Annotated in this window: 12 protein-coding genes; 9 read left to right on the top strand and 3 right to left on the bottom strand. The window is 66.4% G+C overall.

Translation table 11 applies throughout. From position 1 onward, the window contains the following. Positions 1-56 precede the first annotated feature (56 nt). The 3 genes from tssM to ACFPN5_RS04000 are packed head-to-tail and all read left to right on the top strand — an operon-like array spanning position 57 to position 5,559. Positions 57-3,827 carry a type VI secretion system membrane subunit TssM gene (gene tssM, locus ACFPN5_RS04010; protein ID WP_379780343.1) on the top strand — a complete coding sequence of 1,257 codons (3,771 nt, stop codon included), beginning with the start codon at positions 57-59 and terminating at the stop codon, positions 3,825-3,827. Further along, entirely contained in the window at positions 3,827-4,792 is a 966-nt protein-coding gene (gene tagF / locus ACFPN5_RS04005; RefSeq protein ID WP_379780341.1) for a type VI secretion system-associated protein TagF, read from the top strand. The genes tssM and tagF overlap by 1 nt, the downstream gene beginning before the upstream one ends. Then, complete coding sequence (locus tag ACFPN5_RS04000) at positions 4,789-5,559, top strand: OmpA family protein (protein ID WP_379780339.1); 771 nt, start codon at positions 4,789-4,791, stop codon at positions 5,557-5,559. Before tagF ends, ACFPN5_RS04000 begins: the two co-directional genes overlap by 4 nt. Before the next feature lie 54 nt (positions 5,560-5,613). Here ACFPN5_RS04000 and icmH read toward each other — a convergent pair whose 3' ends face one another. The 3 genes from icmH to tssJ form a co-directional block, all read right to left on the bottom strand. Further along, entirely contained in the window at positions 5,614-6,375 is a 762-nt protein-coding gene (gene icmH, locus ACFPN5_RS03995) for a type IVB secretion system protein IcmH/DotU (protein ID WP_379780337.1), read from the bottom strand. Continuing rightward, positions 6,372-7,724: a type VI secretion system baseplate subunit TssK gene (gene tssK, locus ACFPN5_RS03990; RefSeq protein WP_379780335.1), complete on the bottom strand. Its 1,353-nt coding sequence runs from the start codon at positions 7,722-7,724 to the stop codon at positions 6,372-6,374. The genes icmH and tssK overlap by 4 nt, the downstream gene beginning before the upstream one ends. A gap of 61 nt (positions 7,725-7,785) precedes the next feature. Beyond that, positions 7,786-8,346 carry a type VI secretion system lipoprotein TssJ gene (tssJ, locus tag ACFPN5_RS03985; protein WP_379780333.1) on the bottom strand — a complete coding sequence of 187 codons (561 nt, stop codon included), beginning with the start codon at positions 8,344-8,346 and terminating at the stop codon, positions 7,786-7,788. 189 nt (positions 8,347-8,535) lie between these two features. Here tssJ and ACFPN5_RS03980 point away from each other — a divergent pair, with 189 nt between their 5' ends. The 6 genes from ACFPN5_RS03980 to tssH all read left to right on the top strand — a co-directional run bounded on the left by ACFPN5_RS03980 (position 8,536) and on the right by tssH (position 14,996). Further along, a complete protein-coding gene (locus tag ACFPN5_RS03980; protein ID WP_379780331.1) occupies positions 8,536-9,111 on the top strand; it encodes a tetratricopeptide repeat protein in 576 nt (191 codons plus the stop codon). 60 nt (positions 9,112-9,171) lie between these two features. Then, on the top strand, positions 9,172-9,675 hold the full coding sequence (gene tssB, locus ACFPN5_RS03975; protein ID WP_379780329.1) for a type VI secretion system contractile sheath small subunit: 504 nt from the start codon (positions 9,172-9,174) through the stop codon (positions 9,673-9,675). Beyond that, the gene (gene tssC, locus ACFPN5_RS03970) at positions 9,675-11,186 is read left to right on the top strand and encodes a type VI secretion system contractile sheath large subunit (RefSeq protein ID WP_379780327.1); all 1,512 of its coding nucleotides are present in this window, start codon (positions 9,675-9,677) and stop codon (positions 11,184-11,186) included. The genes tssB and tssC overlap by 1 nt, the downstream gene beginning before the upstream one ends. A 33-nt stretch (positions 11,187-11,219) precedes the next feature. After that, a complete protein-coding gene (locus tag ACFPN5_RS03965) occupies positions 11,220-11,711 on the top strand; it encodes an Hcp family type VI secretion system effector (protein ID WP_379780325.1) in 492 nt (163 codons plus the stop codon). 92 nt (positions 11,712-11,803) lie between these two features. After that, entirely contained in the window at positions 11,804-12,301 is a 498-nt protein-coding gene (tssE, locus tag ACFPN5_RS03960; protein ID WP_379780323.1) for a type VI secretion system baseplate subunit TssE, read from the top strand. A 40-nt stretch (positions 12,302-12,341) separates the two neighbouring features. After that, a complete protein-coding gene (tssH, locus tag ACFPN5_RS03955) occupies positions 12,342-14,996 on the top strand; it encodes a type VI secretion system ATPase TssH (protein ID WP_379780321.1) in 2,655 nt (884 codons plus the stop codon). Positions 14,997-14,999 lie beyond the last annotated feature (3 nt).

The raw sequence follows: 14,999 nt of genomic DNA, 5'->3' as shown, positions 1-14,999 counted from the left end.
AATTGATGCGAGCATTGCCTGTCGGACTTTCCCACAACCTCACACACGCTCCCGCCATGGCCCGTCTCTGGAAGTTTCTCACCGACAGCCGCGTGCTTGTCGTGATCGGCATCACCGCCTGCCTCGGCATTATTTTCCTCAGCGTCGATACCTTCGAGCTTGGCGCCATCTGGGCCGTGATCGCGGCGCTGGGGATGCTGGCCCTGTGGGGCCTGTACTGGGGCGCGCGCCGCCTGCTGCGCAACCGCGCCGCCGACCGCCTGACCAACAGCCTGGCAAGCGATGCGGGAGGGCAGGGCGACCACGGACGCAGCGAAGTGGCAGTGCTGCGCAAGAACATGCTCGAGGCGATCACGACGATCAAGACCTCGAAACTGGGCATCACGCGCGGCGCGGCGGCGCTCTACGAGCTGCCCTGGTACATGATCATCGGCAACCCTGCGGCGGGCAAGAGCAGCGCCATCGCGCATTCGGGGCTCACCTTCCCGATCCCCGGCAGCAAGGCCGTGCAGGGCGTGGGCGGCACCCGCAACTGCGACTGGTTCTTTACCACCGACGGCATCCTGCTCGACACCGCCGGGCGCTACTCGGTGCAGGAAGGCGACCGCGCCGAGTGGTTCAGCTTCCTCGACCTGCTGAAAAAACACCGGCGCCGCGCCCCGATCAACGGCATCCTGATCGCGGTGAGCGTGGCCGAACTGACCGCCGGCCCGGCCAGCGCCTCGATGGAACTGGCGAAAAGCCTGCGCACCCGCGTCCAGGAACTCACCGAACGCCTTGGCGTGTATGCCCCGGTCTACGTGATCTTCACCAAGGCCGACCTGATCGCCGGCTTTTCCGACTTCTTCCACGACAGCGAGCGCCAGGAGCGCGACCGCGTCTGGGGCGCGACGCTGCGCTACAACCGGCGCAGCACGCCCCAGGACGTGCTCGCCTTTTTTGACGCGCATTTCGACGAGCTGCACGACGGCCTCAAGGAAATGAGCCTGGCCAACATGGCCGGCAACCGCAGCGCCCAGATGCGCCCCGGGGTGTTTACTTTCCCGCTCGAGTTTTCCGCCATCCGCAGCCCGCTGCGCGCTTTCCTGTCGACCCTGTTCGAAGAAAACACCTACCAGTTCAAACCCGTGTTCCGCGGCTTCTACTTCACCAGCGCGCTGCAGGAAGGGCTGGTGCAGGACCTGTCGTCGAAACGCGTCGCCAGCCGCTTCGATCTCGAGCTGCGCGAGGCAAAGAACGACGCCAGCGAGGGCGCCGACGGCGAGGGCTACTTCCTGCTCGACCTGTTCCGCAAGGTGATCTTCGCCGACAAGGACCTGGTCAAGCGCTACACGAACCCGAACGCTGCGCGCGTGAAGTACGCCGCCTTCTTTGCGGCCACCATCGCCCTCGGCGCGGCGCTCGGCGGCTGGAGCTGGGCCTACATGGGCAATGTGCAGCTGGTGGCCAACGTCCAGGCCGACCTCGACAAGGTGGTGCGGCTGCAGGAAAAGCGCATCGACCTGCAGTCGCGCCTGGAAGCGCTCGGCATCCTGCAGGACCGCATCGAGCAGCTCGACAAATTCCGCGAAGACCAGCCCTGGGCGCTCTCGTTCGGGCTGTACCAGGGCGACAAGCTCGAGCGCAAGCTGCGCGACGAATACTTTGCCGGCGTGCGCGCGGTGATGGTCGAACCGGTCGCGAGCGCCCTCGAGACCATGCTGGCCGAGGTGAACGCCCATGCCGGCGCACTCGACCCGAATGCCCCGGCGACCCAGGCGGCGCAGGAGGCCCAGGCGGCGCCCACTGTGCGCCCGGGCCAGCCTTACCAGGACGTGTCGCCGACCAACGTCGCCGACGCCTACAACGCCCTCAAGACCTACCTGATGTTGGGCGACAAGAGCCACGCCGAGCCCGGCCACCTGAACGACCAGCTCACGCGCTACTGGCGCACCTGGCTGGAAGCGAACCGCGGCGCGATGCCGCGCGAGCAGATGATCCGCAGCGCCGAGCGCCTGTTGACCTTCCACCTGTCGCAGATCGGGGACCAGGCCTGGCCGCAGGTCACGCTGAAACTGGGCCTGCTCGATTCCGCCCGCGAGAACCTGCGTCAGGTGGTGCGCGGCACCCCGGCGCGCGAGCGCGTCTACGCCGACATCAAGACCCGCGCCGCAACGCGCTTCCCGGCGGTGACGGTCGCGCGCATCGTCGGCGACGCGGACGCCGGCCTGGTGGCGGGCAGCCATGCAGTCAGCGGCGCATTTACCCGCGCCGCCTGGGAAAAATACGTGGTTGACGCAATCCGCGAGGCATCCAACCGCGAACTGCAAAGCACCGACTGGGTCCTGAAAACCGTCGCCAAGGACGACCTGACGCTCGAGGGCAGCCCCGAGCAGATCCAGAAGACCCTGGTCGACATGTACAAGACCGAGTATGTAAAAGAGTGGGGCAGGTTCGTGCAGGGCGTGACGGTGGCCGACCTGAAGGGCTTCGAGGGCAGCGTGCAGGCGATGAACCGCCTGGGCGATCCGCAGGCCTCCCCGATCGCGCGCCTGCTCAGGACCATCTACGACGAGACCTCCTGGGACAATCCGGCGGCAAGCCGCGCCAACCTGTCGAAGGCCGAGCGCGGGTTCGTCGCCTGGTTCAAGGAAGTCGTGATGCGGCGCGCGCCGTCCGACGCGCGCACGCTGGTCGACGCTGTCGGCCCGCTGGCTCCTGGCCCAGCCGGGACGATGGGCCCGATCAGCCGCGAGTTCGCCGGTGTCGCGCGCCTGGTCGGCGCAAAAGAGCGCGAAGCGTCGCTGATGAGCGGCTACCTCGATGCCCTGTCGCGCCTGCGCAGCCGCCTGAACACGCTGAAGAACCAGGGCGACCCGGGGCCCGGCGCCAAGCAGCTGATGCAGCAGACCCTGGAAGGGACTGGCTCGGAACTGGCGGACGCCCTCAAGTATGTCGACGAGCAGATGCTGACCGGGATGAGCGATGGCCAGCGTTCAGCGCTGCGCCCGCTGCTGGTGCGCCCGCTGGTGCAGACCTTCGCGATGATCGTGCTGCCGTCCGAGTCCGAAATCAACAAGACCTGGCAGGCCCAGGTGGTCGAGCCGTTCCAGAAGACGCTGGCCGACAAATACCCGTTCTCCCCCGGCAGCAAGATCGAGGCCACGGGCGCCGAGATCGGCCAGGTGTTCGGTCCCGAAGGCGTGGTCGCGAAATTCATGACGACTTCGATGGGGCCGCTCGTCATCAACCGCGGCAACCTGCTTACGGCCCGTACCTGGGCCGACATCGGCATCACGCTTGCGCCCCAGGCCGTGTCGGGCTTCCCGGGCTGGGTGGCGCCCTTGTCCAGCAATGGGGTGGCGACGCCTGCGGCAAGCGGGCCCCAAAAGGTGTTCCAGCTGCAGGCGCAGCCGGCGCCCGGCACGACGGAATACACGATCGAGATCGACGGCCAGCAGCTGCGCTACCGGAACACGCCGCCCGTCTGGACTAACATGGTGCATCCGGGACCGGGCACCTCGGGCGCGCGCATCAGCGCCGTCACCTTTGACGGGCGCACCGTCGAACTGTTTAACGAGCCGGGCCAGTTCGGCATGCGCCGCATGATCGAGGCGGCGACCCAGAAACGCAAGAGCGCCGACGTTGTCGAACTGCGCTGGAACGGGCCGAATCTTTCGGTGGCCGTCGACCTGCGCCTGGTCAGCAACGCCGAAGCCACCTCGAACACCAGCCGCGGCTTCAACGGGCTGCGCTTGCCCGGCACGATCGTCGGGCGGCCGGCTGCATTGGCCAACCCCTCGGCCACGGCGCCGGCGATGGCCAGCCTGTCGGCGGGAGGCCAGTGATGCGCGCGCCCGCACCTGACCGGATCGGCTACTTCGGCAAGATCCCGGCGCGTAGCGACTTCGTCAAGGTCGCGCACGACGCCTCGGCAATCGGCATGCTCGACGACTGGCTGGCCGCCGTCATGCACCGGCTGCCTTCGAGCGCGCGCTGGAAGATCGATTACGACGCCATGGCCCCGGTCAGCTTCGCCTTTGTCGGGCCGACGCGCCGCCATGCAATCGCCGGCCACCTCGTCGCCAGCCACGATCAGCCCGGCCGGCGCTTCCCCTTCCTGATGATGCGCACCCTCGACGTGGCCGACCCGGCGGCGTTCGTGTCGCGCTGCCCGCTTGCGTTTGCGCCGCTGTGGTCCTTCCTGGCCGGCGCCGCGCCCCAGGTGCATGCGGCCGCCGACCCGACCCCGCACCTGCAGGGCATCAGCGACGCCGTCATCACCCTCGGCGAATCCGAGGGTTCGCTCGCCGCCTTTCTCGCCGGCGGCACCATCGCCGAGCTCTCGAACCTGCTCGACGGCGCGGACGCGAGCCGCATCGTGCTCGCGCTAGGCCTGCTGCTGCAGCCGGTCATGCACAGCAAACCGGCGCAGCTGGACAAGAGCCTGGTGCTGCCGCTGCCCGATGCCGTGGAACTGCGCGCGCCGGTCGCCGCGTTCTGGCTCGAACTGGTGGGGCCCTTCGTGCGTCGCACCGGCTTCGACCTCGCGCTGTTCCTGACCATACTGGACGAGCGCCCGGTGCTGGTCATCGGGTTCTGCGGCGCCGCCGCCCAGACGCTGCGCGGCATCATCGATCCGCTGGTTGGGCGCGAGCAGCAGGTGCGCCTGGTCGATACCGGCTGGGTCGACGAGCAGCTCGGGCTCGACGTGGACGTGCGCGCCCTGGCCAGCTACCTCGACCAGCCGCAACTGCCCCTCAAAATGGCGCGCGAGCTGTTCCTGAAGACCTTCATCGGAGACGCAACGTGACCAAGACCTTTTTCATGGCGACACTCCTGCTGGCCGGGCATGCCGTCCACGCCCAGGGGGCGGTGGCTCCGGCCTCGGCCCCGATCGTGGTTGCCGGCACCGTCGCCGACGAGTCCAGCAAGGCCGCGCTGCTGGCGCGCCTGCGCGCGGTCTATGGCCTTGACCGCGTCGTCGACCAGCTCGTGGTCGGCAATGTTGCCACGCCCGCCAACTGGAACGACTACGTGGGACGGCTGATCGGACCGAACCTCAAGATGATCAGCAGGGGCCAGCTGAAAGTGGACGGCAACACCGTCAGCCTGCGCGGCGACGTCGCCAGCGAGGCGCAGCGCCAGCAGATCGCGGGCGATATCGCCGGCAGCCTGAATCCGACTTATACGGTGAACAACGGCCTGCGCGTTTCGGCATCCGAGCAGGGCGTGCTCGACGCGGCGCTGGCAAACCGGATCATCGAGTTCGAATCGGGCAAGGCGGCGCTGACGCCGTCGGGCATGGCGATCCTCGACCAGATGAGCGAGGCCTTGAAAAAACTCGGCGGGATCAAGGTCGAGGTGATCGGGCACACCGACAACGCCGGTTCGCGCGCCGGCAACCTGTCGCTCAGCCAGGCCCGCGCGGAGGCGGTCAAGACCTATGTGGCGGCACGCGGCATCCATCCCGATTCGATCGCGGTGTCGGGCGAGGGACCGGACCGGCCGGTGGCCGACAACCGTACCCCGGACGGGCGCGCCCGCAACCGGCGCATCGAGTTCAAGGTCGCGCAATAATCGGAATTAAGGGAACAAATAAATTGCCGCCAGCATTGCTGGCGGCAATTTTTTTTAAGGCAGGGTAATGGTCACATTCGCCGCGCGCGGCGGCAGCTTCACCAGGTCGTTGTAGCTGGCCAGGGCGGTGTCGGTGTCGATCCCCAGCTTGGCACGGAAACCCACGTAGGCGCCGAGCGCGGCGAGCGTGAACACCGAGGTCAGGACCCACAGCGACAGGTCCGAGCGCAAGGTGTTGGTGACGTGGTCCGGGCGTTCGGCATGCGGTGCGAAGCCGCGGTTCTTGCCGCGCATGCGCGCGATCTCGTCGCCCAGTCGCGCGACCAGGTAGTTCAGCTTGTCGTGGCCGTCGAGCGCATAGCGGCCTTCGAAGCCGAGCAGCAGGCACATGTGGAACACCTCGAGCGCCTGCAGGTGCACGCTGCCTTTCGCGCGCAGGTCCTCCAACCGGTGGAAGAAGTGTTCGCCGGCGAGCTGGTCGCCGAACACGCGCAGCTGCAGGGGGCGCGTCTCCCAGGCTTCGCGCACCTCGAAGTTCGAGCGCAGGATGATTTCGTCGACGGCCGAGCAGAAGGCGTACTTGGCCGCGGTGACGTCTTCGGCCGCCACCCCGACCGCCTTGGCGTTGCGGTCGACGTCGCCCAGGAAGGCGGTCATGTGGTCGGCAAAGGCCGTCTTGTCGTGCGGTCCGCAGCCGTTCTTCAGCAGGAACAGGGCGTAGAAACCTTCGTACATCAGGTCGACCAGGGTTTGCGGAGCGCCGCCGGTGGCGCTGCGCGCGGCCTGGGGCGCGCGTCTCTCCATGTGGGCGCTCATGCCGCCACGCCGATCAGGTCGAGCTGCAGGTCGCGGATCCCGTTCGGCACGTAGATCGAGATGGCCTGGGCCTTGAGCATGTTCTCGTACAGGGTCCCCTTGTTCTCGAGGACGAAGTAATAGGTGTCGGGCCGGATCGGCAGCGCGGCCGGCACCTGCGGCGCGTGCATCAGCTTCACGCCGGGCATGGCCGAGAGGACGAACTTGTCCACGTCCTGCGGCGCGCCGAGCTTGAAGCGCAGGGGCACGACGTCGACCAGCTGCAGCGCCGGCATGTCGGCCGATACCGCCAGGTAGAGCGTGGTCTGGGCCGTGATCTTGCCCGAGTCGAGCGCGCCGAGGTGGTAGGACGGGCGGTCGTTCGACAGCGCAATCGAAAAATAGCGGCTGGAGACGACAGTGTCGAGCAGGTCGCGCAGGATGTCGTCCAGGCGCGCGAATGCGGGACCGGGATCGAGGTGCGAATAGGCCGGCAAGTCCTCCAGCTTGTAGCTGCGCGAATACGCCATCAGGCCGCCGGCGAGCGCCAGCATGTCGGCGAACAGGCGTTCCGGATGCAGTTCGGGGTGGTTCAGGTAGTGCGACAGCGCGGCATAGCCGGTGCTGGCCGTGTGCAGCAGCCAGAACGAGGACATGTCGCCGCCCCGGATCTCGACCACCTTGCGGCTCGGCTCGCGCATGTGGCCGTACAGCGCATTGACTTTCGCCAGCAGCTTTTCCATCAGCCGCGCGACCGCGTTATGCAGGCCGGGCCCGCCTTCGATCGAGACGCTCGGCGGAATGAAGGAGGGGTCGACCTCGAAGCCGCCGGTCGCCACGCGCCGCAGCCGCAGCAGCGGAAAGCTGTCGTAGGCATCGAGCGCATTCGTGTCCGCATCCGCCACCAGCCGTACCGTCTTGCCCAGGTAGGTGACGGAGGCGTCGGCCGCGTGGGTGAACAGGTCCTGGGTGTCGCGCTCGATCTGGATGAAACGTGCATCGTCGCGCTCGACATCGGGCTCGCCGCAGTTTTCCCCATACGATTTGAGCGCAGGCAGCGCGGCATGGAAGGTGATCGACTGGGTGGCAGGGGGCAGGGCGCCCAGCTTGACCTGGCGCGGCAAGGGATCGCCCTCGGGCGCCCGGTAGAGCTCTCCGTCGGGAAACACCAGCGACAGCGCGTCAATGCGCAGCACGTCGTTCCTCAAGGCTTCGTGGTCGAGTTCCAGGCGCCGCACGCCCCAGGCGTACGGATGCAGGGCGCGCGCCGTCTGGTTCAGGCGCGCCTCGTGGTAGCGGTCCTGTTGCTGGAAATGTTGGGGACGTAAAAACAGCCCTTCGCCCCACAGCAATTTCGATGGCATGTTCATGGCACCTCGAGAAGAAATGGTTTGCGGAAAATATTGAGCTTGATCGAACGCGGCGGCGCCCTTATTGACAGCGCGCAGGGCCAGGCATCTTCGGCGTGCCGGTCGGCTGGGCGCCGGCGCCGGCCGACAGGGTGCAGGCCAGCAGGCCCAGCGTCAGCCCGGCCTTTTCGGCCTCGACGCTGGAAAACGCCAGCCGCCAGCGCTGCGGCGCGGGCGAATGGAACAGCGCCACGACGCCGACATAGGCTGCTTCCTGTGGCACATGTTCGATCGCTTCGTAGCGCTGGCCCGGCAGCAGGATCTGCTCCCTGACCCCGACCAGGTCGGCCCCGAAGGCCTCGCGGTCCGCGCCATCGGCCAGGAAGGCGGCGTAGGGCGCCGCTTCGAAGGCCGCGCGCTGGCGCAGGGCATAGATGCGGGTCACGAGCGGCAGCGGCCGGCCCTCGGCATCGGTGTTGAGCCTGGCTGACGCGTGCAGGCGCAGCGTGACTTGGCGCGGTGATTTTTCCAGTGGCGCAGGCTTGCCCAAGCCGATTGCTTCCAGTGCGCGCTGGGCCAGGCCGTCGCCGGCACTGGCGGGAAGACAGGCAAGCAGGAGCAGGCAAATCGGGATTCTCTTCATCGGACTCTTGCCTCTCGTAAATTCGCCAGCGCTCATTTAACAGGAACGCCGTGCCAGGCGCCTGAGGCGGCGCAAGCGAAGCACGGGTTATGCGCTGTGGCAGGGACCTGTCGAGTTGTTGACTGTGCGCAATTTATTGCTTGGCGCTTACAGAATAATGGCCACTGGTTCAACGTACTGGAGACCGAGATGATGTTCAAACGACTGATGCCGGCGATGGCGTGTATCGCATTCTTAAGCGCCTGCGGAAGCACCGGCCAGGGGTCGGGCAGCGTGGCGGCAGGGGCAACGGTGGAAGCGTCCATCGCAGCCGCCGACGCGGCGGTCGCCGCCGGGCAGCCCGACAAGGCATACGCGCTGCTCAAGGGTGCAAGCCAGGCATTCCCGACTGACAAGACCCCGTGGATACGCATGGCGCAGATGCGCTTTAACAGCAGCAACTACGGCGAGGCGATCGTGCACGCCCATGAAGCGCTCGAACGCGATCCGGAGGACGCGCTGGCCATCAGCATCGCCGCCGTGAGCGGCCTGCGCGTGTCGAGCAAGGCACTTGGCGACCTGGCGCGCAAGAACAACCTCAACGGCAACGTCAAGTCGGAGGCGCAGGACCTGGCCAAGCTGCTGCGCACCAGCCTGGGCGAAGAGGTGCTGGTGCCGACGAAACCCAAGCCAGCGCCGAAGCCACGTTCAACGACCACGGCGTCGCAGACCCCGGCGAAGCCCGCCGCCGCGGCCGCAAGCGACCCGTTCGGCGCGCTCAAGTAACTGATCCAGTAAGCGATCACAGGCCGGCGCCCGCCGGTCCTTTTTTCCCCAGGAGCTGACATGGCCAAAAGTGAGAGCGTGCAAAAGCGCTTGCAGAAAGTGCGCGCGCCGCGTGTGCAGATGACCTATGACGTCGAGATCGGCGACGCCATCGAAAACAAGGAGCTGCCCTTCGTGGTCGGCGTGATCGGCGACTTCGGCAACGACCCGAACGCGGAAAAGAAGCGACTGAAGGACCGCAAGTTCGTCAACGTCGATGCGTCGAATTTCGACGAGGTGCTGGGGGGCGTCGCGCCGAGCGTGCAGTTTCGTGTCGAGAACCACCTGTCGGAAGAGGGCGGCCAGTTCGGCGTGCAGCTGCAGTTTCGCGAAATGGCCGACTTCCGCCCGGAAGCGGTCGTACAACAAGTTGCGCCCCTGAAGGGGCTGCTTGATGCGCGCACCAAGCTGGCCGACCTGCGCAACAAGCTGGCCGGGAACGACAAGCTCGACGACATCCTGAGCGAGGTCCTCGGCAATACCGAAAAACTCGAGGGCCTGCGCAAGAACACGGAGGGCAAATAATGGCGGCCATTCTTCAAGAGGCGCAGAATCCCTCGCTTGCGGCTGCTGCTCCGGCGCCAGCGCTGGAGCTGGACAATGGACTGCTCGACCAGATCGTCGAGCAAAGCCGCGTCGCCGCTTCCCCCAGCGAGCACGAACGGGCGCGCGACCTGATTTCGGAACTGGTCACCCAGGTGATGTCGGGCACGATGGTGGTGTCGAACAACCTGTCGGCGATGATCGACGCGCGCCTGGCCGAGCTGGACCAGATGATTTCGACCCAGCTGTCGGCCGTGATGCACGCGCCCGAGTTCCAGAAGATGGAACGCAGCTGGACCGGCCTGCAATACCTGGTGAAGAATTCGTCGACGAGTTCGGGCCTGCAGATCCGCATGCTCAACGCCAGCAAGCGCGAACTGGTGAAGGACTTCCAGGCCGCCCTCGAGTTCGACCAGAGTTCGCTCTTCAAGAAGGTCTATGAAGAGGAGTTCGGCACCTTCGGCGGCGCTCCCTACGGCGCCCTGGTCGGCGACTTCGAGATGAGCCGCCAGCCCGAGGACATGTACTTCCTCGAGCAGATGTCGCACGTGGCCGCCGCCAGCCACGCGCCCTTCATTACCTCGGCCGCGCCGGAACTGTTCGGCGTCGACTCGTTTGGCGACCTCGGAAAGCCTCGCGACCTGGCGAAAGTCTTCGACACGGTCGAATACGCCAAATGGAAGGCGTTCCGCGAGTCCGAGGATTCGCGCTACGTCGGCCTGACGCTGCCGCGCTTCCTCGGCCGCCTGCCGTACAACCCGATCGACGGCATGACCACGGAAGGCTTCAATTACGTGGAGGACGTGGACGGCACCGACCACAGCAAATACCTGTGGTGTAACGCTTCCTACGCGTTCGCGTCCAAGCTGACGCGCGCGTTCGAGGACTACGGCTGGTGCGCCGCGATCCGCGGCGTCGAGGGCGGCGGCCTGGTCGAAAACCTGCCGACCCACACCTTCAAGACGGACGAAGGCGAAGTGGCCCTGAAATGCCCGACCGAGGTGGCGATCACCGACCGCCGCGAAAAGGAGCTCTCGGACCTGGGCTTCATCTCGCTGGTGCACTGCAAGAACACTTCATACGCGGCCTTTTTCGGGGCGCAGTCCGCGCAGAAGGCGAAGAAGTACGCCAACGAAGCGGCCAACGCAAACGCCATGCTGTCCTCGCAGCTGCAATACATCTTCGCGGTCTCGCGCATCGCCCACTACATGAAGGCCATGATGCGCGACAAGATCGGCAGCTTTGCCGCCGCTTCCAATGTCGAAGACTACCTGAACCGCTGGCTGACGCAGTACGTGCTGTTGGACGACAACGCCAGCCAGGAGCAGAAGGCCCAGTTTCCGCTGCGCGAAGCGAGCGTCCAGGTGTCGGAAGTGCCGGGCCGTCCCGGCTGCTACCGCGCCGTCTCCTTCCTGCGCCCCCACTTTCAGCTCGACGAATTGTCCGTTTCCCTCCGACTGGTCGCGGAGTTGCCGCAGTCGACCAAAAGCTGATCCACACATAACCCGAACCAGGAGCAAGCAAACATGGCAATTGACGTATATCTGCAGATCGATGGCATCAAAGGTGAATCGACGGACGACAAGCACAAGGACTGGATCGAGTGCACTGCGGTGAAATGGGGCGTGAGCCAGCCGCGTTCGGCCACCGCATCGACCGGCGGCGGCCACACCGCTGAACGCTGCGTGCACGACGAAGTCACCTTTACCAAGCTGGCCGACCTGGCCTCGCCGATCCTGCTGCAGACCTGCTCGGCCGGCAAGACGATCCCCAAGGCCAAGCTGGAATTCATGCGCGCCGATGGCCAGGGCGAGCGCATCAAGTACTTCGAGATCGAACTCGAAAACGTGCTGATCGGCGCGGTCAAGCCGGACGTCAAGGAAGGCTCGATCATCGAGGAAGAGGTCAAGCTGAAGTTCTCGAAGATCAAGTGGAAGTACACCCAGCAAAAGGTCACCGGCGGCGCCGGCGGCAACACCTCGGGCGGCTGGGACCTGGCGACCAACAAGATCGCCTGATCTAAACAGCATGTGCCGGTGCGCGCCGCCGCGGAAGCGCGCACCGGCAGCCTTGATGTTCTTCCATCGCTTTTCCTCATTCCAGGGCACCCATGAAAGGCTTCACCCCCGGCCTGCTCGACCGCCTGATGGACGAGCGCGGCGAGCCGGGCGGCGCCGCGCAGCGCCTGACCATCGAGCAGATCAAGGACCACCTGGCGCGCGACCTGGAGGCGCTGCTCAATACCCGGGCCGCGCTGCCCCCTGGCGCCTTCGACGAATTCCCCCTGGCGCGCGCATCGATCCTGAATTACGGCCTGCTCGACTTTGCCGGCTTCTGCATGACCAGCGACGAGGACCGCGCCGCCATCTGCGCGGCCTTGACCCGCGCGATCGAAACCCACGAGCCGCGCCTGAAGGATGTCAGCGCCAGCATCGAGCTCGCAAGCGGCAGCGTCAACCGGCTCGACTTCGTCATCCACGGGCGGCTCGAACTGGGCGAAGGGGGCGAGGGCGACAGCGTCAATTTTAGCGCCGTCCTGCAGCCATCGTCGCTGCACTACGCGATCAGGAAAACGGCGCGCCCGCGCACGCCCGGCGGCCAGCGCTAGACACTCAGTGACCAATACCGACACAAAGGATGCGACACGCATGGACATCAACCTCAAGACCCTGATCGGCAAACTCAATGGCGCGTCACGCCTGGCTGCGACGCGCGCGGCGAATATCTGCGTCGGGCTGGGACAGTACGAAGTCGACATCGAGCACCTGTTCCTGGCGCTGCTCGAACAGCCCGACTGCGATTTCGTGGTCGCCGCGCGCGCCTGCGACATCAGCCTGTCGCGGCTGGAAAACGACCTGCGCCATGAAGTGGCGCGTCTTGCCGCCGGCAGCACGCGCACCCCGGTGTTCTCGAAGCACCTGCCGACGCTGTTCGAGCATGCCTGGCTGATCGCTTCGCTGGGAACGGACGGCCCGAACCAGATCCGCAGCGGCCACCTCCTGCTGGCGCTGCTCACGGAACCGAGCCTGGCGCAACTGGCGCAGCGCGGCTCGAAGCTGTTCAGTGAATTTCCGCTCGAGCGCCTGAAACACGAGTTCGACAAGCTCACACGGGGTTCAAGTGAGGGTTCAAGCAAGGCGGTCAGCCCTGCTTCCTGCATGACGCAGGGGCAGGGCGGTGACCCCGTCGGGGAACTGGAAGCGCAGGCGCCCGGCAAGACGCCGGCGCTCGACCAGTTCACCACCTGCCTGACTGGCCGCGCGCGAGAGGGCAAGGTGGACCCCGTGATCGGGCGCGATCCGGAAATCCGCCAGGCGATCGACATCCTGATGCGGCGCCGCCAGAACAACCCGATCCTGACCGGCGAAGCCGGCGTCGGTAAGACCGCCGTGGTCGAAGGGCTGGCGCTGCGCATCGTCGAAGGCGACGTGCCGGAGGTGCTGCGCGGCGTCGAGATCCACACGCTCGACATGGGCCTGCTGCAGGCCGGCGCCAGCGTCAAGGGCGAGTTCGAGAACCGCCTGAAGAACGTGATCGACGAAGTCAAGCGAAGCCCGCACGCGATCATCCTCTTCATCGACGAAGCCCACACGATGATCGGCGCCGGCGGCGCGGCCGGCCAGAACGACGCGGCCAATTTGCTGAAACCGGCGCTCGCGCGCGGCGAATTGCGGACGATTGCCGCCACTACCTGGAGCGAGTACAAGAAGTATTTCGAAAAAGACGCGGCCCTGGCGCGGCGCTTCCAGGTGATCAAGGTCGAGGAACCCGACGAGGAAACGGCCTGCGCCATGCTGCGCGCGATGGCGCCGCTGATGGAACAGCACTTCGGCGTGCGCGTCTACGACGAAGCGATCCAGGAAGCCGTGCGCCTGTCGCACCGCTACATCAGCGGGCGCCAGCTGCCGGACAAGGCCATCAGCGTGCTCGACACCGCCTGCGCCAAGGTCGCGCTGGGCCAGAGCGCGACCCCGGCGCTGCTGGAAACCTGCATGCGCCGCATCGAGCGCATCGACGCCCAGATCGCGGCGCTCGAGCGTGAACAGAGCGCCGGCGGCGAACACTCGGCGCGCCTGATGAAGCTGCGCGGCGAACGCCTGGCGGCGCTGACCGAGCAGGAGCGCCTCTCCGCGCGCTGGGAGCAGGAACGGGCACTCACCGCCGACATCGCCCGCATGCGCGGCGAGCTCGAAGGCGGGCGTGGAGATCCAGGCGGCTTACGCGCCCTGGTCGACGAGCTGCGCGCGCTGCAGGGCGAGGCGCCGCTGGTGCCGGTGCAGGTCGACGGCAATACGGTGGCGGGAATCGTCGCCGCCTGGACCGGCATCCCGCTCGGGCGCATGGTGAAGGACGAGATCAGGACCGTCCTGCTGCTGCAGTCGCTGCTGGACGAGCGCATCCTCGGCCAGTCGCACGCTACCGCTGCGGTGGCCCAGCGCGTGCGCACGGCGCGCGCCAACCTGGACGACCCGAACAAGCCGAAGGGCGTGTTCCTGTTCGTTGGCACCTCGGGCGTCGGCAAGACCGAGACCGCCCTGGCGCTGGCCGACCTGCTCTACGGCGGCGAGCGTAAACTCGTGACGATCAACATGAGCGAATACCAGGAAGCGCACAGCGTCTCCGGCCTGAAAGGTTCGCCGCCGGGCTATGTCGGTTATGGCGAGGGCGGGGTGCTGACCGAGGCGGTGCGGCGCAATCCCTACAGCGTGGTGCTGCTCGACGAAGTCGAAAAGGCGCACCCGGACGTGCTCGAACTGTTCTTCCAGGTGTTCGACAAGGGCGTGCTGGACGACGCCGAAGGACGTCAGATTGACTTTCGCAACACCATCATCATCCTGACCTCGAACACCGCGTCGAGCACGATGATGGGGGCCTGCCTGAACAAGAGCGCGAGCGAGCTGCCCAAGCCCGATGCGCTGCTCGACATGATCCGCCCGCAGCTGATGAAGCAGTTCAAGCCGGCCTTCCTCGGGCGCCTGACGACGGTGCCGTTCTACCCCATCGGCGACGAGGTGCTGGCCAATATCATCCGCCTGAAACTGAACCGCATCGGCCAGCGCGTACTAAGCAACCACAGCGCCACCTTCGAGTACGACGACGCGCTGGTCAATGCCGTGCTGGCGCGCTGTACCGAAGTCGATTCGGGCGCGCGCAATGTCGACACGATCCTGAACGGCACGCTGCTGCCCGAGATCGCCGACACGGTGCTGGCGCGGATGGCCGAGGGCGGGGCGATCGCGCGCATTAAGGTCGGCGCCACCAAGGCGGGCAAGTTCAAGTACACGATCGACCCTGTGGCTTAGTTC

This window comes from Massilia niabensis (assembly GCF_042655085.1).
GTDB classification, from domain to species: Bacteria; Pseudomonadota; Gammaproteobacteria; order Burkholderiales; family Burkholderiaceae_D; genus Telluria; species Telluria niabensis.
This window is presented reverse-complemented; position numbering and strand designations above follow the sequence as displayed.

Excerpts from the sequence above, each read along its gene's own strand:
- tssM (WP_379780343.1), top strand. The coding sequence starts at position 57 with ATGGCCCGTCTCTGGAAGTTTCTCACCGACAGCCGCGTGCTTGTCGTG.
- tagF (WP_379780341.1), top strand. The coding sequence starts at position 3,827 with ATGCGCGCGCCCGCACCTGACCGGATCGGCTACTTCGGCAAGATCCCG.
- icmH (WP_379780337.1), bottom strand. The coding sequence starts at position 6,375 with ATGAGCGCCCACATGGAGAGACGCGCGCCCCAGGCCGCGCGCAGCGCC.
- tssK (WP_379780335.1), bottom strand. The coding sequence starts at position 7,724 with ATGAACATGCCATCGAAATTGCTGTGGGGCGAAGGGCTGTTTTTACGT.
- tssJ (WP_379780333.1), bottom strand. The coding sequence starts at position 8,346 with ATGAAGAGAATCCCGATTTGCCTGCTCCTGCTTGCCTGTCTTCCCGCC.
- ACFPN5_RS03980 (WP_379780331.1), top strand. The coding sequence starts at position 8,536 with ATGATGTTCAAACGACTGATGCCGGCGATGGCGTGTATCGCATTCTTA.
- tssB (WP_379780329.1), top strand. The coding sequence starts at position 9,172 with ATGGCCAAAAGTGAGAGCGTGCAAAAGCGCTTGCAGAAAGTGCGCGCG.
- tssC (WP_379780327.1), top strand. The coding sequence starts at position 9,675 with ATGGCGGCCATTCTTCAAGAGGCGCAGAATCCCTCGCTTGCGGCTGCT.
- ACFPN5_RS03965 (WP_379780325.1), top strand. The coding sequence starts at position 11,220 with ATGGCAATTGACGTATATCTGCAGATCGATGGCATCAAAGGTGAATCG.
- tssE (WP_379780323.1), top strand. The coding sequence starts at position 11,804 with ATGAAAGGCTTCACCCCCGGCCTGCTCGACCGCCTGATGGACGAGCGC.
- tssH (WP_379780321.1), top strand. The coding sequence starts at position 12,342 with ATGGACATCAACCTCAAGACCCTGATCGGCAAACTCAATGGCGCGTCA.